This window comes from Roseateles sp., from assembly GCF_039929605.1.
In the GTDB taxonomy this organism is placed as follows: Bacteria; Pseudomonadota; Gammaproteobacteria; order Burkholderiales; family Burkholderiaceae_C; genus Pelomonas.
This window is the reverse complement of record NZ_JBDSQX010000117.1, coordinates 25,360-46,433: the sequence shown is the minus strand read 5'-3', so window position 1 is coordinate 46,433 and position 21,074 is coordinate 25,360. Positions and strand designations below refer to the sequence as shown.

Here is a 21,074-nt window from a genome sequence, read left to right as displayed (position 1 = left end):
CTCAGCCGTGAGACGCCGTCATTCGAGCTGCGTCGCCTTGCTCAGCGCCCGCATCACGCAGGCGTTGATCTCGCCGGCGCTCAGCATCAGCGCATCGGCGCACTCGCGGTAGTCGAACACGCTCTCGGCCTCGATGGCGCGCACCAGCTGCAGGTAGGGCAGGAACGGGCCGGTGCCGTCGACGAGGGCCTGGCGCACGCGCTCGGGCACGGGGATGCTCTGCAGCAGCTTGTCGAAGGGCTGCTTGAGCATGTGGTCGAGCAGCGAGAACAGGCCGCAGATGAACATCTCGTCGCGCTGCTCGCGCTCGTCCATGCCTTGCGCCAGCTCCTCCATCAGCAGGCCGCGGCGCACGGCGCCGTACATGATGGGGCGCATGCTGTGATCCTTGCTGGCCGTCGTCAGCAGCAGGGCCAGCCAGCGCTTGAGCCGGGCATAGCCCAGCAGCATGATGGCGTGGCGAAAGCTCGACACCTCGACCGGCAGGCCGAAGGCGGCCGAGTTCATGTAGCGCAGCAGCTTGAAGGCCAGGCTGGGGTCGCGCTTGAGCGTCTGCTCCAGCCGCTCGACGTCCTCGCCTTCGTCGACGCGGGCCATCAGCTCCATGATGACCTGCAGGTCGGCCGCGATCTCCGTCTTGCTGCCGCTGGTGGGCTCATAGGCATCGTCCATCGTCCAGCCGATGACTTGGTGCGCGCCTGCCTTGAAGGCAGCGTCGACGGCGTCGGCGCCGCGGATGCCGGCGCAGACCAGCTCGACGCCGGCCGGCGCCGTCTGGCCGGGTTCCAGCACGATCTGCTTGAAGACGGCGGCGACCGCGGCGGGCAGCGGCTCGTTGGGCTGGCCCTTGAGCAGGCCACGGTGGCCAGCGCCCTTCAGCGCGGCGATGGCCTCGGCGTGGGTCGGGTCGGCGGCGATGAAGGCGGGCACCTCGATCCGCGAGGGCTCGACCGGCGGCTGGGCCAGCAGGGCGGCCAGCAGGGCCTCACCCTGGGCGCTGATGACGGCGCCGCCCTTGGGGAAGGTGGCGCTCAGCGCGGCCAACAGTTGGGCGTGGTCAACCTTGACGTCGGGCCGCAGCGGCACCAGCGTGAGCCGCGTGCCGGCGATGGCGCGCTGGCGGTCGATGACGGGCGAGTAACCCAGCGCAATGCCGGGCAAGAGGGCGTGATCGAGAGCGGCTGGGATGTTGTCGGACATGGCACGGCGCTGGGGCTGGCGGGGAATGCGGCAGTCTGCCACGCCGCCCCGACCTCCATGACGGCAAATCGTGACAGCTTCACGCGCCACCGCAGCTGATGAAACGTCAACGGCATGGTCTTCGGGCCGAGCGCCGGGCCGCTCCCAAGCCGGCCCGGTAGGCGATGTGCTCGCGGCTCGATGCCGCGAGCATCGCCGTCCCCTTGGGGGACCGACTAGGCTTGCCCGCGTTCAGCGGCGCAAGACTGGGCGAGGGGCTCCATCTCATCCGGTGATGTACTGGAACAGCGACATCTTCTGCACCATCGCGTAGGTCTTCAGCGCCGTGTCGTAGCCGGTCTGCTGGTTCTGGAAGTCGGAGATGCCCCGGACCATGTCCAGGTCTTCGGCGGCGCTCTTCTCCGCTTCGCTGTATTGCTTGAGCGCGGCCAGGCGGGTCTCGGTGCCGTCGAGGTTGTTCAAGCGCTCGCCGACCTGGCTGCGCGCGCTTTGCAGATTGCCCATGACGGCGTCGAGGTTGCGCAGCGCCACGGCGTTGCCCTGGGTGATCTGGTTGGCCGTGCGCTGCGGCGTGTTGAGGTCGACGATGGCCTGATCGATGGCGTCGAAGAGTTTGAGGCTGCGCGTGGAGCCGGCCACGGCGAAGGCGTCGCCGTCGACGGGCGTGCCCGACACGATCAGCGCCATGCCATCGGCCGTGATGGCCTGGCCGGGCTTGAAGCTGCCGCTGGACACGACGCCGCCGAGGTCCTGGTCGGTCAGCGTGTAGGTCTGGGCGGGCGAGGTGCCGGCCACGTCGATGCGGTAGTTGTGGCCGGTCAGCAGGGACGGGTCGACGACGCGGCCGCTGTCGATCCAGCCGGAGGCGGCCTTGCCGCTCACGGGGTTGAGCAGGGCCACGGGCGTGCCGGCCGCCGCGGACGCGCCCGGGTCGATCAGCTGCACGGTGGGCTTGCCGGTCACGGGGTCGGGCAGCACGGCGCTGGGCGCGGTTTCGAAGCTGCCGTTGCCGCTGGCCGACTGCTCCCAGGCGCTGCGGCCATCGATGCTGAGCTGGAAGTTGTCGAGGTTGCCGGTCTGGATGGTGCCGGACACGCCGACGTAGGACACGCCGCCAACCTGGTCGAGGAAAGGCGGGCTGGACGAGCCCTGGCCCGAGAACAGGTAGCCGCCGGAGCCGTCGGGCCGGTTGGCGATGGAGAGGAGTTGCTCGCGGATGCCCTTGAGCTTGTTGGCCAGGCCGGTGCGCTCGGCGTCGGAGTAGGTGGCGTTGCCGGCCGAGACCATGGTTTCTCGGGCCTGCTGAAGCAGTTCGTTGGCGTCGCCCAGGGCCGACTCGCCCAGCGTCATGCTGTTGCGGCTGGCCTCCAGCGCGCGCTGGTTGGCCTCGACGCGGCCGATCGACGCCAGCGCCCGCTCGGCGCGCGCGGCGCCGGTGGGGTCGTCGCTGGCCTGGGCGACGCGCTTGCCGGAGGTGAGCTGATTCTGCTGGTTCTGCAGCGCGCTCTGGCGGCGCTGCAGGTTGGCAATCGAGGCGTCGTAGAGGTTGGCGGTGGAAAGTCTCATGGTCTACCTCGGGTGGCTAACGTGCAGCAATGCGCATCAGTTCGTCGAACAGGGTCTGGGCGGTCTGCAGCACCTTGGCAGCGGCCTGGTAGCTCTGCTGGAACTGCATCAGCCGCGAGGCCTCCTCGTCGAGGTTGACCCCGGCCTGGCCGGAGCGGCTGGTCTCGGCGTTGCTGGCGACAGTGGTGGACACGCCGGACAAATAGGTGGCGCTCTGCACGCGCGAGCCAACCTCGCTCATCGAGCTGGCGTAGGTGTCGTTGATGGTCGAGCCGGCCGTCATGCTGCCGTCGGGCAGCAGCTGGCGGCCGACGAAGGCTTCGGCCTGGATGTTCAGGAAGGCCTTGGCGTTGCCGTTGTTCGTCGCGGTGTAGACGGTTTTTTCGAGCGTGATCTTGTCGCCCTGGCGCGGCACGCCGTTGGTGCGCAGCTCGAAACCCAGGTCGATGCCGGCCGCCGGTTGGTTGCCGATGGGCTGGCCGGCGCTCCAGGTGCCGGCGAAGGTGCTGCCGTCGGCCAGCGTCAGCGTGTAGGGCACGGTCTTGGTGGTGGCGTCGGGCGTGCCGAAATCGACGGTGACGGGTGCCTGGCTGGCGTCCACATTGGCGTTGACGGCGTAGATGCTGTCGACGGTCAGCGTGCCGGTGTTGTTGACGGCCGCCGTGGCGGTGAGTGGCGATGCGGCGGCGATGCCGTTGGGGCTGTCGAGCACACGGCGCATCTCGACGGCGGCGGCGCCGACGGGCTCGATGAGGAAGCTCTCGCCCGGCACCGGCGCCGACGGGTTGAAGCTGATCTGGAAGCCGTCGAGGGTGTCGCCGTCGTTGACGCTGCGCACTAGGCCGTCGGTCAGCCGCGTTAGCTCGTAGGCGCCGGGGGCGCTGGAGGTCAGCTTGTAGCTGCTGGCCTGCAGCTGGCCGGCGTTGACGATGCTGGCCGTCACGCCGCTGACGAAGGCGCCGCCCGCATCGCGCGCGTTGGTGGCGGCCGACAGCACGCGCGGTGCGGCCACGTTGAAGATGTTGGCGCCCTGGCCGGGCGGGTTGGACAGGTCCAGCCCGAGGGAGTTCTGGTCGTTGACGCGGGTGCCGATGGCTGCGGCCAGCTGGCCGAGCATGTTGCGGGCGTCCTGCAGGTCCTTGTTCTGGAAGGCGAGCAGGGCGCTCATGGAGCCGCCGGTCAGCACGCTTTCGTCCAGCGCGCGGTTGATGCCGCCTTCGCTGACGGACAGCACGGCGCGCTGCGAGTCGTAGGAATCGGCGGAGACCTGCAGCGACGAGGCCTGGTTGCCCAGCACGAGGCGCTGGCCGCCGCCGATGAAGACGCCGACGGTGTCGTCGTCGGCCGGCAGCGTCGTCACGGAGACATATTCGCCGAGCTGGGAGATCAGGCGCTCGCGCTGGTCGAGCAGGTCATTGGGCGTGTGGCCGCTGCCGCGTGACTTGGCGACCTGCTCGTTGACGTTGGCGATCTGCTTGGCGAGCTGGTTGACGACGGTGACCGAGGCCTTGAGGTCGCTGACGACGCCGGACTGCAGATCGGTGAGCTGCTGGCCGCCGTTGGAGAAGCGCACCGCCAGCTCGCTGGCGCGGCCCAGCGCCACCTGGCGGGCCGAGGGGTCGCTGGGCCGGCTGGCCACGTCGACCATGGCGTTGAGGAACTGGCTGGCCGCGTAGCCCAGGCCGTCCGTGCCGGGCGGGAACACCTTTTCCATGCGCGACAGCTGCTCGGCGCGCGTCGCGTCCGCCGAGGCGGTGGACTTGGAGCTGGAGGCTTCCTTGGTCAGGAAGTCGTTGTGCGAGCGCACGACGGTCTGCACGTCCACGCCCTTGCCGAAGAAGCCCGCGCCGGTGTATTGGCCCGGCGAGGTCGTCAGCACGACGGACTGGCGCGAATAGCCGACCGTGTTCGCATTGGCGATGTTCTGGCCGATGGTCTGCAACGCCGCCTGATTGGCGAACATCGCGCGGGCACCGAGGGAGAGCAGGCCGGCCATTTGTCGTCAGTCCTTAGGCCAGCGTGCTCTGCACGCGCTGGGTGGTTTGGATGGTCTTGGCCAGCTTCTCGGCATAGGCCGGGTCGGTGGCATAGCCGGCCTGCTGCAGGCCGCGCGCGAAGCCGGCCGCGTTGCCGTCCTGAGCCTGCGCCACGACCTTGGCATAGCGGTCACTGCTGCTGATGAGGCGGGCGTAGTCCTTGAAGGCCTCGTCGTAGCTGCCGTAGGCGCGGAACCTGGCCGTCACCTTGTGGGCCTGGCCGTTGATGACCTCGGTGGTGCGCACGTCGACGGTCTTGCCCGTCCAGCCCGGTGTGGCCTTGATGCCGAAGATGTTGTGGCTCTTGCTGCCGTCGGTGCCGGTGATCTCGCGCTTGCCCCAACCGCTCTCGTGGGCGGCCTGCGCCACCATGAAGCTGGCCGGGATGCCGGTGGCCGCCGATGCCGACTTGGCCGCCGCGTCGTGCTGCTGGATGAAGCTCTGCACATGGTTTGGAATGCCCTTGGTGGCCAGCGCCGGCAGCGCCTGGGCCAGCGTCGTCTGGCTGGCCTTCTTCACGCTCTCGGGCGACAGGTCCTGGATGCCCATCTGGCGCTGCAGCTGCTTCTGGATGGCTTCCGACAAGCCGCCGGGCAGGCCGCTCATCTTGCCAGCGAACTGCGTGTCCAGCATCTCGGTGCCCATCTGCGTCGTGCTGTTGTCCAGCATGCCGCTGGACATCGTGGAAGCGCGCATGCTCTTCATGACTTCCGCCATGAAGAGCGACTCGAACTGTTTGGCCGTCTCGCGGATGCTCGCCTTGGGGTCGCGCGCGGCCTGCGCCTTCAGCCCATTCAGCGCGTCGACGCTGCCCAGGCTTTGGCCGGAGACGGATTGGAAGCTGTTGGCCATCAGATCACCTCGAGTTCCGCGTTCAAGGCGCCCGCGCTCTTCATAGCCTGCAGGATGGCGACCAGATCCTGGGGCGTGGCACCGAGCGAGTTCAGCGCCTTGACGACGTCCGCCAGCCGTGCGCCGGCTGCGAGTTGGATGAGGCTGCCGGGTTCCTGGCGAATCGAGATGTCGGCCTTTTCGGTTACCACCGTCTGGCCGCTGGACAGCGCGTTAGGCTGGCTGATGACGGGCGTGGAGCTGATCGTCACCGACAGGCTGCCGTGGGCCACCGCGCAGGACGACAGCGTGACGGCCTGGTTCATGACGATGGAGCCGGTGCGTGCGTTGATGACGATGCGCGCGGCCGGCGCGGCCAGGTCGATGACGAGGTTCTCGACATCGGCCAGGAAGCCGACGCGCTCGTCCGGCGTGGTGGGCGCCGTCACGCGCACGACGCGGCCATCCAGCGCCTGGGCAATGCCGGCGCCTTTGGCCTTGTTGATGGCCTGCGCCACGGCGCGGGCGGTGGCGTAGTCGCTGCTGTTCAGGTCGAGCTGGATGCTGTCGCCCTGGGCCAGCGGCGTGGGCACCGAGCGCTCTACCAGCGCGCCCGCCGGGATGCGCCCGGCGCTGAGGTGATTGATCTGCACCTTGGAGCCGCCAGCCGCAGCACCGGCGCCGCCGACGATCAGGTTGCCCTGGGCGATGGCGTAGATCTGGCCGTCCGCGCCGCGCAGGGGCGTGGCGATCAGCGTGCCGCCGCGCAGGCTCTTGGCATTGCCGATGGAGGAGACATTGATGTCCAGCTGCTGGCCGGGCTGGGCGAAGGGCGGCAGCGAGGCCGTCACCATGACGGCGGCGATATTGCGCGGCTGCATCGTCACGCCCTGCGGCAGGATGACGCCGAACTGCTGCAGCATGGCCGCCAGGCTCTGGCCGGTGAATGGCGCCTGCGTCGTCTGGTCGCCGGTGCCGTCCAGGCCCACGACGAGGCCGTAGCCCGTCAAGGGGTTGGAGCGCACGCCGGCGACGGATGCGATTTCCTTGATGCGAGCGGCTTGCGCCGGTGCAACGGGAGCCAGCACGAGGGCCAGGGCGAGGAGGAGGGCTTGCAGGGACTTCACTCGGCAGATTCTGCGGATGCTTGAGCCCGCGAAGCCGCGGAAAAGGGCGTGGACCGCCCCGCTTTTCCAAACCGGCGTCGGCTGGCCGCAAGTTGTCCTGGGTGCCTCACGGCCTGCTTGCAGGCGGCTTGCGGGTGCGCCCGCGCAAGCTGCCGATCAGGATGGTTAGCGGCGTGGCATGTAAACGTGTCAATCCCAATGCTGGCATGTTGATGCGCACCGAAACAGGGCAACGGAAGGCGCTGCCAGCAAGCTCGTCGCGCTGCGTTGTGGGTGTTTCCCCGTAGAACGCATTGACTTGACTGCACTTTTCGCCAAATGGCCTGACTTTCTGACGCCCCAATGTGGGGGATTCGACAGGTTTCTGAATGTGTGCATCGGTAAAGTTTTGAGTATTGAGTCCGTACTGCATTTATTTGCAAGCCTGCCATGCACCCGCCTTTCGAGCCGTTGACCCTGGTTCACGTCGTGTTTTCGTCCCGGATCGCGGGAGGTGAGCGGCATTGCATCGACCTCGCCAACGCCCAGGCCGCCCTCGGCCACCGCGTCCACGTCATTGGCTCGGCCGGTTCCGCCGTGGCCAGTGCGCTGGCTCCGGCTGTGACTTTCCATGGCCTGAAGCTGCCGTTGCTGCGCGGCTGGCGCGTCGCCGCGCTGGCGCGCCAACTGGGCGCCGACGTTTGCCATGGCCACCTCGGCCCCGCCTGCAAGGCCGTCGCCCACGCCCGCCCTGCCGCGCGCATCGGCACCCTGCACGTGGGCTACAAGGCTCACCAGCATGCGCGGCTGGACGGCCTCGTCTGCGTCAACCGCGCCCAGCATGAAGGCCTGCCCCAGGGCGAGGCGCTGGCCAGCGTCATCTACAACTGGGCGCCGGAGCTCGACGCTTCGGCCGCCGCCCGCCCCACCGACCTGCGTGCGGAGCTGGGCCTGGCGCCCGGCCAGTTGCTGGTGGGCAGTGTCGGCCGCCTGCATGTCAGCAAGGGCATGGACCTGCTGATCAGCGCGTTCAAGGCGCATGCGCCGGCCGACGCCGTGCTGGCCATCCTGGGCGAAGGCCCGGGCGAAGCACAGTTCAAGGCGCTGGCGGCCGGCGACTCGCGCATCCACCTGCTGGGCTACCGCAGTGATGTCGATCAGGCGCTGAAGTCCTTCGACCTGTTCGTGTCGCCGTCGCGCGAGGAAGCCTTCCCGCTGGCCATCCTGGAAGCCATGCGCGCCGGCCGGCCGGTCTTGTCCACGGCCACGCAGGGCCCGCGCGAGATGCTGGCCGGCCAGCCGGCGCGCCTCGTGCCGGTGGGTGATGCCGACCTGCTCGGCCGCGCTATCGCCGAGGAACTTGCCCGGCTGCGCATCCTGGCGCCAGAGGCCCGCGCCGTGAGCTACGCAACGGCCGCCTACGACCGTGGCAACGCGGTGGCCCGAACGCTGGGCTTCTACGGCGACGTGCTGCTGCGCCAGGCTGCCCAGGCTCAACACTTCGAGGATGAGGAAGCGGCGATCATCGCCTGATGATCAAGCGGCCCCGCACCGACTTCTGGCAGGTTGGCATCGCTCCTCTTCCCATTCAAGACGTTGGCGCCAGCACCCTGAGCGCCGTGCGTGATCGCATCACCTGGCTCCCCGAGGCGGGCCGCTGGCGCTACCTGGCCGACCCGTTCGGCCTGGTGCGCGGCGACGCGCTGCATGTCTTCGTCGAGGCCTTCGACTACCGCATCAAGCGCGCCCACATCGAGCGCCATGAGTTCGCGCTGGCCGACCTGAGCTGGCGCGGCCAGGCGACGGTGCTCGAGCAACCCTTCCACCTGTCCTACCCGCAGGTCTTCGAGCACGGCGGCGAGACCTGGATGGTGCCGGAGAGCTACCAGGCCGGCGAGGTCGCCCTCTACCGCGCGACCGACGGCTCGCTGAACCACTGGCAGCGCGAATGCGCGCTGCTCGCCGGCCTGCCCGGAGCCGATGCTTCGCTCATCGAACATGGCGGGCGCTGGTGGATGTTCTACACGCTGGTCGGGCCGAACGCGCGGGACCAGCGCGAACTGCACGTCGCCCACGCGCCCGCGCTGACCGGGCCGTGGACGCCGCTGGCGATCAACCCCGTGCGCGTCAGCCGCGACGGCGCTCGCCCAGCTGGCCGGCCCTTCATCGGTCGTGACTGTGTGCTGACGTTGCCTGTGCAGGACAGCTCGACCGGCTACGGCAGCGCCACAAGGCTGCTGCGCTTTCCGGTCTTGACCCCGGAGCAAGTCGTCATCGAAGCCGCGACCGAGCGGCTGACGGGCAACCTCGTTAGCCACAGCCACACCGCCGGCCTGCACACGCTGAACGGCTGCGGCGACGCCTTCACGCTCATCGACGTCAAGCGCATCGACCGCTCGCGCGGCAAGCAGTGGCTGGATTTCAAGCGGCGCCTGAGACGGCTGATGGGCTGAATAAAAGGGCTTGTCATGTGTATTGCGTGAGCAATACACTGATACGCATGCCCAGCCCCCAGGCCCTCTTCGACGTCCAGCCGCAACTCGCCACGCCCATCTACCGCCAGGTGGTGGAGCAGGTGCAGCGCCTCGTTGCTGGCGGCCAACTTCGCCCGGGCGACGAACTCCCCAGCGTACGCGCCGTGGCCGAGCGGCACGCCATCAACCCCATGACTGTCAGCAAGGCCTACAGCCTGCTGGAGGCCGAGGGCTTGCTGGAGCGGCGCCGCGGTGTGGGCATGGTGGTGGCCGCCGGTGCCCAACCCGCACGCAAGGGCCAGGACCGCCTCGCGCTGCTGGAGCCCGCGCTGCTGGCCCTGGCCCGGCAGGCGCACCAGCTCGGCATCACGCCCGATCAGGCCCTCAAGGCGCTGGCGCGTGCGCTTGAATCCATCGACAAGGACATCCCATGAATCCCGCCATCGAGGCGCGCCAGCTCGGCCTGCGCCAGCCCGACAACGCCTGGGGCGCCGCCCACCAACACGTGCTGGAGCGCATTGACCTGAGCATTCCGGAGGGCGCCGTGGTCGGTCTCGTCGGCCGCAACGGCGCGGGAAAAAGCACGCTGATGCGCTGCCTGCTGGGCCTGACGACGCCGGACGAGGGCGAGTCCTGGCTGCTGGGTGCGCCCAGCCGCAAGCTGCCCGACTCTGTGCTCGAGCGCCTCGGCTACGCGGCGCAGACGCCCGACCTTTTTCCGCGGATGACCGGTTGGGAGCACCTGGAGGAGATGGCGGCCGTCTATCCCGATGTGCACCAGCCGGACGCTGTTGCGCTGGCCTGCCGGCTCGACCTGAGCCTCGGCAAGCGGGCGCAGTTGCTGTCGCTGGGTGACCAGCAAAAACTCGCCGTCGTGCTGGCGCTGGCCCACGACCCCGACCTGCTGCTGCTGGACGAGCCGGTGGCGAGCCTGGACCCGATCTCGCGTCGCGACTTCATGCGTGCCTTGTTCGCCATGCGCCGCAAGCCGGGGCCGCGCACGGTGCTGGTATCCAGCCACCTGCTCAGCGACCTGGAGCGGGTCGTCAGCCACGTGATGTTCCTGCGCGAAGGCCGGCTGCAGCTGTTTGTCGAGTGGGACGAGGCGGTCGAGCACCTGCGCTGCCTGCCACGCGCCGAGCGACCGCCGCAGTTGGCGCCTGGCGAGTTGCACTGGGCCACCGGCCAGATGCTGGTGGACGCCCGCCAGCATCCTCAGGCCGCTAGCGCGCCCGCACTCGGCATGGAAGACCTGCTGGAGCTGCTGAACTCATGAGAGCCGCCGCAATGAGCCTGTCGGACGCCGAAGGGCGTCGTCTCGCGCCCGCCTTCCTGCTGCCTGCCGTGATGTCGTTGCTCGCGGCGGTGCTGGCCTGGGCACTGGCGCTGGCCGGCGAAAGCAGTGCGATGCCGCTGGGCCTGATCGTCGCGTTCCAGGTCCCGCTGACGTTGGCCGCTGCGGCCGGTATCGGCGGCAGTCGGGCCTCGGCGCTCAACTGTTGGCAGCGGCGCGTGGCGCCTTCAGCCTCGCTGCGTCGCGTCAGGCGGCTGTACCTGACGCAATTGGCGCGACTCGCCGGCATCGCGCTGGTGGGCCCGCTGCTGATGGTCGCCAGCATCGCCTGGCTGCAGCCCGGGCGGGGCGCCCTGGCCCTGGCCGCAGAGGTGGCGCTGGCGCTGGTGGCCGCCTTGCTGGCCGGTGTGGTGCTGGGCTCACGAGTGCACCGCACGCTGACGACGTGGAAGGGCGCGCCGGGCTCTGTGCGGATATGGCGCTGGACCGGTGGGCAGCGGCGCTGGCGCCACGTGCCGACCCAGCAGGAGATCGACCTCGCGCAGCGCGGCGGCTCTCTGTGGCTCTGGCCAATGATGCTGCCGCAGACGTTGATTCAGGCACCGCACTGGCGCTTCCATGCCTGGGGGCAGACGCTGACCAGCGGTTGGGACCTGTGCTGGGCGGGCCTGTGGATGTGCGCCCTGGGCCTCTTCGTCAATGCAGCCGTCATCGGCCCGCCGCTGCACTGGCGGGCGCGGCTGGCGCCGGGCGGGCAGTCGCCAGCGGCGTGGGCGCGCCGGATGGTGGCCGGGTCGATGCTGAATGCCGCAGTGTGGATCAGCGTCGCCCTGATGATTGGCATGGCCGTCAGCGCGCCCGACGTGCGGGCCGTTCAGCTCACGGCCTGGGCACCGGTCGTCGCCGATGCCTTGCTGATCGTGACTTGCACACTGTGGCTACGCGGCCGCAGCAACAACGGCGGCGTCAGCCAACTGATCGCCGTGCTGGGCCTCGGTGTCGCGACCGTGCTGCTGCTGGGTGCCGCCCAGGTGCTCGGCTTCACGCCGCAGCGCGGCCTGGCGCTGATGATCGTCGAGCTGTCCCTGGCGATGGGGTGTGCGGTGGCCGCGCAACGCGCCTGGGCGCGGCAAGACCTGAACCGGCTGGCGCCGCCCGCCTGACGCCATACTTGCAGCGCATCGCAAACGGGCTCTCGCATGACTCTCGCCGACCGCATCGCAACCGCCACGACGGCCCTGGAACCGCAGGTCATCGCCTGGCGCCGCGACCTGCATGAACACCCCGAACTCGGCAACCGCGAGTTCCGCACCGCCGGCATCGTCGCGGACCATCTGCGCACCCTGGGCTTCGACGACGTCAAGACCGGCGTGGCCCACACCGGCGTCGTCGGCCTGCTCAAGGGCGGCAAGCCCGGCGGTGTGGTCGCACTGCGCGCCGATATGGACGGCCTGCCCGTGACAGAGGAAGTGGACCTGCCCTTCGCCTCCAAGGCCCGCTCCGTCTGGAACGGCGAGGAAGTCGGCGTCATGCATGCCTGCGGGCACGACTGCCACGTCGCCATCCTGATGGGCGTGGCTAGCATCCTGGCCGGCCTGCGCGCCGACATCCCCGGCGCCGTGAAGTTCATCTTCCAGCCCGCCGAGGAGATGCCACCCGTGGGTGAGGAGGGCGGCGCGGCGCTGATGATCAAGGAGGGCGCGCTGGAGAACCCGACGCCCGGCGCCATCTTCGGCCTGCACGTCACGTCGCGCCAGCCGGCCGGCGTCATCGGCTACCGGCCCGGGCCAACGATGGCCAGCAGCGACTATTTCAAGATCACCGTGCAAGGCAAGCAGACGCATGGCGCGGCGCCCTGGCTGGGCGTGGACCCCATCGTCACGTCCGCGCAGATCGTGCTGAGCCTGCAGACCATCGTCAGCCGCACGCTGGACCTGAACCGCGAGCCGGCGGTCGTCACCATCGGTGCCATCAAGGGCGGCGTGCGAGAGAACATCATTCCCGACTCGGTCGAGATGCGCGGCACCATCCGCAGCTTCGACGAAGGCATGCGCGACGCCATCCACGAGCGCGTGACCTTAATGGCCGAGGGCATCTCGGCCGCGTCGCGCGCGACCTGCAAGGTCTGCATCACCAAGAACTACCCCGTCACCCGCAACGACCCGGTGCTGACCGAAGCCATGGTGCCCACGCTCACGCGCGTGGCCAGCACCGGCCCACGACCGATGGGCATCGAGGTCGTGCCCAAGGCGACTGGCGCGGAGGACTTCTCCTTCTTCCAGCGGCTGATTCCGGGCCTGTTCTTTTTCATCGGCGTGACGCCACCGGAGATCGAGCCGAGCAAGGCCTACTCCAACCACTCACCGCGCTTTGTCGTGGACGAGCGCGGGCTGGAGGTCGGCGTACGGGCTTTGGCGAATCTGGCTGTCGACTATTTGGGCTCGATCAAGGGTTGAGTGGCTTTGATAGGCTGAGAGCAGCCGCACACCAAGATGTTGCTGCGTGCACCTTTGCCAGCATGGATCACGGCACGATAGAGATATTGAAGATGAAGTCTGTCGGGCTGAAGCCTTGAGGATGGATGGTCAAGGGTGGGCCGCTGACGCCGAGAGGCTGGGTTGCGGTCCCGCTGACACGTCCACTGCTGACATCCAGCGTCAGACCGGGCGGCAGGGCACTCGGACCAGAAGGGAGCGAGTTGACGCCTAAGGAAAAAGTTACCTTTCCCGCGCACGAAGCAGGAAGTCCTGTAATCACCGGGTCGGCCACAAGGCGTTGGCCAACCTTACCCTCCACCCAAGTACCCGTCGGTACGCCGTTAGACACCCACGACAACTTGAGCGCCAAGGCTGAGGCACTAGAGCACGGTGCTTCTGCGCTGTCACCACCGCCACCGCAGCCGCTTGTACCCGCCGCCGCCGTGAGCGCGGCGACGATCACCGCGACGCGGAGCAAGCTCGTCTTATTCATTCGTGATCCTTTGACCCTATCAATGCTTCGTGGACAGCAGTACGCCAGCGTCTCTCATCGCCTTGATGAGGCTCTCGCCAAAGATCTTGCCCTTCTCGATGCGATCCTTCTCCATGGCCTGGACGCCGAAACCCGCACCGCCGGGATAGGCCCTTGCCGTGCCCTTCCAAAGGCTCTGGCGGCTTGCAAACTCGGCAACTTCTACGTTCAACACGATCGAGGTTCCGGTTTGAGTGCCGGCCGTGGCTGACTTCATTGAAACCATGACGACGTGTGTGAGAACGGTGGCTGCTACGCCTCGTGGCATTCGTTCAGAAAGCAGTACAGCCCGGCCCGGAACTCCACTCGCTATCAATGCGGCATCGGCACCGTCGCGTAACTCTCTCATCGCCGTCCGAACGTCAGTTCCAGCCTTCGACATCAGCCCGTAGTTCGTCGGCGCGCCGACGAGGGCGCCAAGTCCGCCCTGAGACAGGGCCGGCGCGTCCATGAATACGATGTCGACTGACTGAAACATCGCCTTCGCGCTGGCGCCTCCGACACGCTCTCCTGATGCTTCATTGAATGCGCACGCAGTCAACATCAGACTCGCCGCCGCTATCAAAGCTGCTGCTCTAATTCTTCGCATAGTTCTTCCCTGTTTTCTCCGCTGACTCGCTCCCGAGGGAACGCCCTTCGTCAGCACTGCAACATTTTGTGGGAGCTCCAAAGGGAGCGGAGTCGGGAGCAACGGGCGTTCGCCAATAACTGCGCAGTGGCGAATTTTTTTTAAGAAGGCTGCGTTTATCTAGCTGCCGCAGCTCTACTAGATCAGCGAGGCTAAGGATCGCCCGGCGGCATCTCCAAGCTTTGGAGGCCCGTGCTCGACCGACGGTCTGAATGCCCGCTTCCGCTGCTTATGGAAAGCTCTCCATAAGCAGCGTTATGCACAGGACGCAGTTATGAACAGGTGCTGGAGCCGAAACGTCCAGCGGCCGTGATCCGCTGTGGGGTGCGAGGCGGGAGCGTGCTGGTGAACTGGACATAATTTCTTGGCAGGCGCATGGGTGAAGATCTCACGACTGGAGATCACCATGGACTTGATCCGTTCAATGCATCCAATGAGTAGCGCCTGGCTGCTCGATGGCCCGCTGGCCAGGCTTCAGGATCCCAACGTCGTCGCACGTCGGTTCCGGGCAGACGACGAGCTGTTGAAGTTCCTCAAGATCCTGTGACTATGCGCAGTTCCAAAGCGCGATCGCCGTCCTCCTGCGAGGGCGGCGGCGTCACGCTGCCGGACCGACTGTGCATAACCGGGACCTGTGCATAACGCTGCAGAGCCGTCCTTCCCGACGGCGTCCCGCGCAGCTAGCGCAGTCGCTTCGGTCGATCTGTATCCGGGTCATGGCTGGCGCCCCTGGCGAGCGCCCACGATGCTCGATCAGCTCGGCGCGATGTTCAGGAAGAAGCGTGACAGCCAGCCCACCGAGTGGGCATCGGCCGTCGCACCTCTGCCGCGCTGCTCGATGCGCACATTGGCCACCGATGTCGACGGCACCGCGTTGCCCTGGGCAATCATGCGCGGGTCGACCTGACCGGAGAAGCGCAGCACGTCGACATTGCGGTTCACGCCGATCTGCTTCTCGCCGCTGATCATCAGGTGGCCGTTGGGCAGCACGGCGGTGACCACTGCGGTGATGGCGCCGGTGAACTCGTTGGTGTTCTGGTTGCTGCCCTTGCCTTTGTTGTCGTTGGCCGACTCCGCCGTGGCGGTGGCGCGGGCGAAGGCCTTGGGCGAGATGCCGGGCACGGCGCTGATACCGGCGGACAGGCTACCGGTCTTGCTCAGCTCGCTGGTGCTCGTCTGTGAGGCCGACACGCGCTCGGTGATGTTGACCGTCAGCGTGTCGCCCACCAGGCGAGCGCGGTGGTCCTCGAACAGTGGGCGGTAGCTGGCGGCCTGGTAGATGGAGCCGTTGGTGGCGGCATACGGCTGCACCGGCGGCAGGTCGACGACGGGCGTGTGCGCCAGCTCCACCTGCGGCTGCGGATAAGGCGCGGCGCAGCCGGCGAGCAGGGCCGATGCGGCGAGGACGAGGAAGAACTTCATCGACGATTCCTTGAAAGACAAATGCAACCACAGAGGCACAGAGGCACGGAGAAGGCAACCACGAAGGAAATTCCTCTGTGTCTCTGTGTCTCTGTGTCTCTGTGCCTCTGTGCCTCTGTGGTTGCGTTTCAGTTCGCTAGATCTGGGCCAGCTTCTGCAGCATCTGATCCGATGTTTGGACCGCTTTCGAGTTCAGCTCGTAGGCGCGCTGGGTCTGGATCATCTGCACCAGCTCTTCGACGACGTTGACGTTGGACGTTTCCACGAAACCCTGCTGCAGCGCGCCGATGCCGTTGTTGTTGGGTGCGCCGGTGTTGGGCGTGCCGCTGGCGGCGGTCTCTGTGAAGAGGTTCTGGCCCTTGGGGTCCAGGCCGGCCGGGTTCACGAAGGTGGCGAGCTGCAGCTGGCCGACTGTCTGCGGCGTGGCCTGGCCGGGCAGCGTGACGCTGACCGTGCCGTCGTTGCCGATGGTCAGGCTCTGGGCGTTGGGGGGAATGGTGACGCCCGGCAGCAGCGTGTAGCCGTTGTTCGTCACCATCTGGCCGTTGGCGTTGAGCTGGAACGAGCCGTCCCGCGTGTACGCCGTCGTGCCATCGGGCTGCTGGATCTGAAAGAAGCCGTCGCCCTTGATGGCCAGGTCCAGGTTGTTGCTGGTCTGCTGCAGGTTGCCCTGCGTGTAGATGCGCGCCGTGGCCACCGGGCGCACGCCCAGGCCCACCTGCAGGCCGGTGGGCAGCGTCGTCTGCTCGGTGCTGTTGGCGCCGGCCTGGCGCATGTTTTGGTAGATCAGGTCCTCGAACACCGCGTGCGAACGCTTGTAGCCATTGGTGGCCACGTTGGCGAGGTTGTGCGAGATGTTGTCCAGCTGGGTCTGCTGGGCTTCCATGCCGGTCTTGGCAATCCACAGTGAACGCATCATGGTCGTTCTCCTTCAAATTCGTGTCGTGTCATGTCGATCCGAGCAGCTTGGCCGACTGCTGGCCTTGGGTCTGAGCGATCTGCATCAGCTTCATCTGCTGCTCGAACTGGCGGCCGGCGGAGATCATGGCCACCATGGTTTCGACGGCGCTGACGTTGGAGCCTTCCAGCGCGCCGTCCTGCAGCCGGGCGGTGGCGTCGGCGGGCAGGTCGCCGTCGGCGGCGCGGAACAGGCCGTCGTCGCCGCGCGTCAACGGCGCCTCGGACGTGACGAGCTTGAGCCGGCCAATCGTCGTGGGTTTCTGGTTGGGCGACTTGGCACTGAGGGTGCCGTCGCTGCCGATCTCCACCTCGCTGTTGGGCGGCACGTTGATGGGGCCGCCGTCGCCCAGCACCGGCATGCCGTTGCGCATGACAAGCAGGCCCTCGGCGTTCACGTCCAGCGAGCCGGCGCGCGTGTAGGCCTCGGTGCCGTCATTGCTCTGCACCGCGAGCCAGGCTTTGCCCTGCATGGCCACATCGAGGTTGCGGCCGGTCGGCGTCAACGGGCCCTGGGCGTCGTTGTAGCCGATGGTGGTTTCCAGCGCATAGGCGCGGGTGGACGCGCCGTCGCCCCGCACCGGCACCGCGCGAAAGGCCTGCAGCTCGGCACGGAAGCCATTGGTCGTGACGTTGGCCAGGTTGTGTGAGAGCACGTCCTGGCGCTGCATGGCCGCCTTCGCGCCAGCCATCGACAGGTAGATCATGCGGTCCATCGCGCGTCCTCAGCCTGTGTTGCGATCAGCGCAGATTCACGATCGTCTGCAGGACCTGATCCTGCGTCTTGATCGTCTGCGCGTTGGCCTGGTAGGCGCGCTGGGCCGTCACCATGTTGACCAGCTCGGCGGTCAGGTCGACATTGCTTTCTTCCAGTGCGCCGGATTGCAGCGCGCCCATGTTGCCGTCGCCCGGCACGCCCACCACCGCGTCACCCGAGGCCACCGTGCGGATCCAGACGTTGCCGCCCATAGTCTGCAGGCCTTGCGGGTTGCGGAAGGTCGCCAGCTCCACCTGGCCGGCCGGCTTGCTCTGGCCGTTGGAATAGCGCGCCTGCACGATGCCGTTGTTGGCGACCTGGATGCCGGTCAGCTGGCCCGGCGCGTAGCCGTCCTGCGTCAGGTTGGTCACGGCGAAGCTGCTGCCGTTCTCGGTGGCGCCGGTCATGTCGAGCTGGATGTTGGGGATGGCCAGCGTCGGGTTGCCGCGTGCGCTGACACCGGCCGGCACGCTCATGTTGATGGCCGTGGTCGGGAAGGTCGGCGAGCCGCCGGTGGGCGGGAAGGTGAGCGTGGTGAAGGGCGTCGTCGGGTTGCCGAAGGCGTCGAGCGCGATCGCCCCACCGGCAGCGTCGGTATCGAAGGGCGTGCCGTTGGCCGTGGCGTAGACGTTCCAGCTATCGCTGCCGTCGGCGGCCGGGGCGGTCTTCTGGAAGTAGAAGGTCACGGCCACGTCCTGGCCCTTGGCGTCGTAGACGGTCATGGACGTGGCGTTGTTGTAGGTGGCGCTGTCCGCCAGGTCCATGCCCGTGCCGGTGCCGCCGCCCGGGGCGGTGGTGACCAGGCGCGAGTCGAGGTTGAACTCCATCTCGATGTCGGATGAGACTGCGGGCGGGATGCCGCCCGTGGGCAGCTGCAGCGGCTGGGCCGTGCCCGGCTGGATGACGCCGGCGCCGTTGGCCGGGTAGCCCATCAGCTTCAGGTCGTCGTTGTTGACGATGAAGCCGTCTTTGCTGACCTTGAACTGGCCGTTGCGGCTGTAGCGCGTGGGGTTGTTGCCGTCGCTGACCTGGAAGAAGCCGCCACCGTTGATGGCGAGGTCCATCGGGTTCTCGGTGGTCGAGATATTGCCCTGCGTGAACTGCTGGGCGACGGCCTGCAGGCTGACGCCGATGCCGATCTGGTTGGCACCCGCGCCGTTCAGCGCAGCGGCGTAAACGTCCGAAAACTCCGCCCGCGAGGACTTGGCGCCGTAGGTGCCGGAGTTGGCGATGTTGTTGCCGATGACGTCCAGGTTCTTGGAGGCGGCGTTGAGGCCGGAAAGGCCTTGCTGGAAGCTCATTTGGAGTCCTTGCTGTCGTGCGGAGAAAAATCAGTTGACGGCCGAGACGGACGTGTAGTCCACCGGGCCCAGGCGAGCCAGGTTCAGCTTGAGGCTGCCGCCCTCGCTGTAGACGGCGTCCACCGTGTCGTAGGCGTAGGTCGTCGCGCCGACGGCGGCGGTGCCGTTGGCTGCGGTGATGCGGTACTTGACCTCGGTACCTTCGGGGACAAGAGCGCCGGCATTCCAGCTGAAGGTCTGGCGGCCGGAGCCCTGGGCGCCAAGCTGCTGGGTGTCGATGACATTGCCGGCGGGGCCGAGGATCTCCAGCTTGACCGCACTGGCGGCGCCGTCCAGCTCGTAGCTGCCCACGGCACCCAGGCTGCCTTCGGTCTCGCCCTTGACGACCTCGATCTTGTCGCTCGGCACGCTGACCTCGCGGCCCACCAGCGAGATGGACTGCAGCGCCTGCATCTGGCCGAGCTGGCCGCCCAGGCTCTTGATGCTGGTGTCCAGCGTGGACAGGCTCGTCACCTGCTGGATCTGCGCCATCTGGCTCGTCACCTGGGCGTTGTCCATGGGGTTGAGCGGGTCCTGGTTGTTCATCTGGGCGACGAGCAGCTTCAGGAAACGGTCCTGCGTCTCCTGCGCGTTCTTGGCCGAGACAGTGGGCGTGCTCGTCGAGCTGCCGTTGAGTGCGGAGATGTCCATCAGCTTTGACCCAGTTGGAGTGTCTTGAGCAGCAGGTTCTTCGCCGTGCTCATGACCTCGATGTTGTTTTGATAGGACCGCGAGGCCGAGATCATGTTGACCATCTCCTCCACCGGGTTCACGTTGGAATAGGTCACGTAGCCATCGGCGTCGGCTTGCGGGTGCTTGGGGTCGTGCACGCGGCGGCCGGGCGTCTGGTCTTCGCTGATGTTGCTCACGCGCACGCCGGCGTTGCCGCTGTCGTCGCCTGCGCCCATCAGCTGCGTCTGGAAGACCACCTGGCGCGCCTTGTAGGCCTGGCCGTCCGGGCCGGCCACGGTGTCGGCGTTGGCCAGGTTGCTGGCCACCACGTTGAGGCGCTGGCTCTGCGCGCTGACCGCGCTGCCCGACACATGGAAGATCTGGAACATCGACATGGCGCATTACCCCTGGTTGTGCGACTTCATCGCGTCGAGGGTCGTGCGAACCGACCCGCTGATGAAACGCAGCGTCGCCTCGTACTTCACCGCGTTGTCGGCAAAGCTCGCGCGTTCGCGGTCCATGTCGACGCCGTTGTTGTCCAGGCTGGTCTGGGACTGCAGCGCGTATTCCTTGCCGCTCTCGCCGCGTGCACCGGCCAGCGGTGCCATGTGGCCGCGCTGCGTGGTGGCAAGCGCCCCGGGTGTGCCCACCTCGCCGGTCGCCTCGCGCAGGGCGCGGGCAAAGTCCATGTCGCGGGCCTGGTAGCCCGGCGTGTCGGCGTTGGCGATGTTGCTGGCGAGCTGGCGCTGGCGCTCCGACCGCAGCGTCAAAGCCTGGGTCTGGAAGTTCAGCGTGTCGGTGAGTCGGTTCAACATCTCGGGGCCTCTTTCGAGGAGCGAAGCCGGGTTGGCTCCTTGCACAAATTGTCTGGAGCAGCGCCGAAAACATGAGCGGGATTAGCGGCAGCAAAGCAGGTCAATTCCGACCTAGCGAGCGCCGCCCCGTCTCTAGAGTGGCGGCCATGCTGCGTCGACTTGCGTTCCTTCTTTGCGTGTCCTGCCTGCTGCTGACCGGCCCCCTGGCCCAGGCCCAGACAGTGCTCGACCCCGCGCTCATCGAGCGCGTGCGCCAGCTCGCCGAGGCCGCCGCCCGCGCCACCGCGCCGCCCGGCACCCGCGTGGCCGTCGAGATCGGCGCGCTGGACGCCCGCTTGCGCCTGGCGCCCTGCCAGCAGGTCCAACCCTATCTGCCACCCGGCATGTCGGCCTGGGGCAAGAGCCGCATCGGCCTGCGCTGCATCAACGGCGTGGCGCGCTGGAATGTGACCTTGCCCGTGCGTGTGTCCGTCTTCGGCCGCGTCGTCGTCGCCAACGCGCCGCTGCCGGCCGGCGTGAATTTGTCTCAAGACCAGCTGGCGATGGCCGATATCGACATCGCAGCCGAACGCGGCGCCGTCTTTACCGATGCCAGCCTGCTGGTCGGGCGCACGCTCGCCCGGCCGCTCGCTGCGTCCGAAGCCGTGCGCGCGCCGGCGCTGAAGTCGCGCCAGTGGTTTGCCGCAGGCGAGACCGTGCAGGTGAAGGTGGTCGGCGAGGGCTTTGCCATCGCGTCGGAGGCTCAGGCCATGAGCGCTGGCATCGAGGGCCAGGAAGTCAGGGTGCGTTTCGAGAGTGGCCGAGTCGCCAGCGGCCGGGCCGTCGGCGAGCGAACAGTGGAGCTTCTGCTGTGAGCAAACCACCACGAATCGGGGGACCTGGCGGGATAAACCCGCCAATTCACGCTCAAGTTCCTAGGCCAGGGGCCGATACAAGGGGAAACTCCCCCTGCAATGCCCCAGCGGGG

General features: G+C 67.6%; 22 protein-coding genes. 8 read left to right on the top strand and 14 right to left on the bottom strand.

Annotated features, from left to right (window positions below; translation table 11 throughout):
- Window positions 1-18: 18 nt before the first annotated feature.
- From ABIS05_RS16455 to ABIS05_RS16430, 6 genes are all read right to left on the bottom strand, one after another.
- Window positions 19-1,200 (bottom strand): HDOD domain-containing protein, encoded by a 1,182-nt coding sequence (locus tag ABIS05_RS16455; RefSeq protein WP_348009575.1) that lies wholly within the window; start codon window positions 1,198-1,200, stop codon window positions 19-21.
- A 264-nt stretch (window positions 1,201-1,464) separates the two neighbouring features.
- Window positions 1,465-2,766 carry a flagellar hook-associated protein FlgL gene (flgL, locus tag ABIS05_RS16450; protein ID WP_348009574.1) on the bottom strand — a complete coding sequence of 434 codons (1,302 nt, stop codon included), beginning with the start codon at window positions 2,764-2,766 and terminating at the stop codon, window positions 1,465-1,467.
- A 16-nt stretch (window positions 2,767-2,782) separates the two neighbouring features.
- A complete protein-coding gene (gene flgK / locus ABIS05_RS16445) occupies window positions 2,783-4,762 on the bottom strand; it encodes a flagellar hook-associated protein FlgK (protein ID WP_348009573.1) in 1,980 nt (659 codons plus the stop codon).
- A 13-nt stretch (window positions 4,763-4,775) separates the two neighbouring features.
- Entirely contained in the window at window positions 4,776-5,654 is an 879-nt protein-coding gene (flgJ, locus tag ABIS05_RS16440) for a flagellar assembly peptidoglycan hydrolase FlgJ (protein WP_348009572.1), read from the bottom strand.
- Window positions 5,654-6,760, bottom strand: a complete 1,107-nt coding sequence (locus ABIS05_RS16435; RefSeq protein ID WP_348009571.1) for a flagellar basal body P-ring protein FlgI — start codon at window positions 6,758-6,760, stop codon at window positions 5,654-5,656. Before ABIS05_RS16435 ends, flgJ begins: the two co-directional genes overlap by 1 nt.
- A gap of 106 nt (window positions 6,761-6,866) precedes the next feature.
- A complete protein-coding gene (locus ABIS05_RS16430; protein WP_348009570.1) occupies window positions 6,867-7,172 on the bottom strand; it encodes a hypothetical protein in 306 nt (101 codons plus the stop codon).
- 17 nt (window positions 7,173-7,189) lie between these two features.
- On the opposite strand from ABIS05_RS16430, the gene ABIS05_RS16425 reads away from it, so the two are divergent.
- Genes ABIS05_RS16425 through ABIS05_RS16400 form a run of 6 tightly spaced genes read left to right on the top strand, consistent with a single transcriptional unit; the run spans window position 7,190 to window position 12,963 of the window.
- Window positions 7,190-8,272 (top strand): glycosyltransferase, encoded by a 1,083-nt coding sequence (locus ABIS05_RS16425; protein WP_348009569.1) that lies wholly within the window; start codon window positions 7,190-7,192, stop codon window positions 8,270-8,272.
- A complete protein-coding gene (locus tag ABIS05_RS16420) occupies window positions 8,272-9,192 on the top strand; it encodes a hypothetical protein (protein ID WP_348009568.1) in 921 nt (306 codons plus the stop codon). Before ABIS05_RS16425 ends, ABIS05_RS16420 begins: the two co-directional genes overlap by 1 nt.
- Window positions 9,193-9,239: 47 nt before the next feature.
- The gene (locus ABIS05_RS16415) at window positions 9,240-9,647 is read left to right on the top strand and encodes a GntR family transcriptional regulator (protein WP_348009567.1); all 408 of its coding nucleotides are present in this window, start codon (window positions 9,240-9,242) and stop codon (window positions 9,645-9,647) included.
- Window positions 9,644-10,489, top strand: coding sequence for an ABC transporter ATP-binding protein (locus ABIS05_RS16410; protein WP_348009566.1), 846 nt, complete (start codon window positions 9,644-9,646; stop codon window positions 10,487-10,489). The genes ABIS05_RS16415 and ABIS05_RS16410 overlap by 4 nt, the downstream gene beginning before the upstream one ends.
- Window positions 10,486-11,670, top strand: coding sequence for a hypothetical protein (locus tag ABIS05_RS16405; protein ID WP_348009565.1), 1,185 nt, complete (start codon window positions 10,486-10,488; stop codon window positions 11,668-11,670). Before ABIS05_RS16410 ends, ABIS05_RS16405 begins: the two co-directional genes overlap by 4 nt.
- Window positions 11,671-11,706: 36 nt before the next feature.
- Window positions 11,707-12,963: an amidohydrolase gene (locus ABIS05_RS16400; RefSeq protein WP_348009564.1), complete on the top strand. Its 1,257-nt coding sequence runs from the start codon at window positions 11,707-11,709 to the stop codon at window positions 12,961-12,963.
- A 533-nt stretch (window positions 12,964-13,496) separates the two neighbouring features.
- Here the strand turns inward: ABIS05_RS16400 and ABIS05_RS16395 are convergent.
- On the bottom strand, window positions 13,497-14,060 hold the full coding sequence (locus ABIS05_RS16395) for a hypothetical protein (RefSeq protein ID WP_348063283.1): 564 nt from the start codon (window positions 14,058-14,060) through the stop codon (window positions 13,497-13,499).
- Window positions 14,061-14,550: 490 nt separating this feature from the next.
- Here ABIS05_RS16395 and ABIS05_RS16390 point away from each other — a divergent pair, with 490 nt between their 5' ends.
- Window positions 14,551-14,691, top strand: coding sequence for a hypothetical protein (locus ABIS05_RS16390; protein ID WP_348009561.1), 141 nt, complete (start codon window positions 14,551-14,553; stop codon window positions 14,689-14,691).
- Between the two features lie 206 nt (window positions 14,692-14,897).
- Here ABIS05_RS16390 and ABIS05_RS16385 read toward each other — a convergent pair whose 3' ends face one another.
- The 7 genes from ABIS05_RS16385 to flgB form a co-directional block, all read right to left on the bottom strand.
- Window positions 14,898-15,566, bottom strand: a complete 669-nt coding sequence (locus ABIS05_RS16385; RefSeq protein ID WP_348009560.1) for a flagellar basal body L-ring protein FlgH — start codon at window positions 15,564-15,566, stop codon at window positions 14,898-14,900.
- A gap of 136 nt (window positions 15,567-15,702) precedes the next feature.
- Window positions 15,703-16,485 carry a flagellar basal-body rod protein FlgG gene (gene flgG, locus ABIS05_RS16380; protein WP_348009559.1) on the bottom strand — a complete coding sequence of 261 codons (783 nt, stop codon included), beginning with the start codon at window positions 16,483-16,485 and terminating at the stop codon, window positions 15,703-15,705.
- A 28-nt stretch (window positions 16,486-16,513) separates the two neighbouring features.
- Window positions 16,514-17,239, bottom strand: coding sequence for a flagellar basal-body rod protein FlgF (gene flgF / locus ABIS05_RS16375; protein WP_348009558.1), 726 nt, complete (start codon window positions 17,237-17,239; stop codon window positions 16,514-16,516).
- A gap of 25 nt (window positions 17,240-17,264) precedes the next feature.
- Entirely contained in the window at window positions 17,265-18,581 is a 1,317-nt protein-coding gene (gene flgE / locus ABIS05_RS16370) for a flagellar hook protein FlgE (protein WP_348009557.1), read from the bottom strand.
- A gap of 30 nt (window positions 18,582-18,611) precedes the next feature.
- Window positions 18,612-19,271, bottom strand: a complete 660-nt coding sequence (locus tag ABIS05_RS16365) for a flagellar hook capping FlgD N-terminal domain-containing protein (protein WP_348009556.1) — start codon at window positions 19,269-19,271, stop codon at window positions 18,612-18,614.
- On the bottom strand, window positions 19,271-19,687 hold the full coding sequence (flgC, locus tag ABIS05_RS16360) for a flagellar basal body rod protein FlgC (RefSeq protein ID WP_348009555.1): 417 nt from the start codon (window positions 19,685-19,687) through the stop codon (window positions 19,271-19,273). The genes ABIS05_RS16365 and flgC overlap by 1 nt, the downstream gene beginning before the upstream one ends.
- 6 nt (window positions 19,688-19,693) lie before the next feature.
- Window positions 19,694-20,107 carry a flagellar basal body rod protein FlgB gene (gene flgB / locus ABIS05_RS16355; RefSeq protein WP_348009554.1) on the bottom strand — a complete coding sequence of 138 codons (414 nt, stop codon included), beginning with the start codon at window positions 20,105-20,107 and terminating at the stop codon, window positions 19,694-19,696.
- 146 nt (window positions 20,108-20,253) lie between these two features.
- Here flgB and flgA point away from each other — a divergent pair, with 146 nt between their 5' ends.
- Window positions 20,254-20,961: a flagellar basal body P-ring formation chaperone FlgA gene (flgA, locus tag ABIS05_RS16350; RefSeq protein WP_348009553.1), complete on the top strand. Its 708-nt coding sequence runs from the start codon at window positions 20,254-20,256 to the stop codon at window positions 20,959-20,961.
- The last annotated feature ends 113 nt before the right edge of the window (window positions 20,962-21,074 follow it).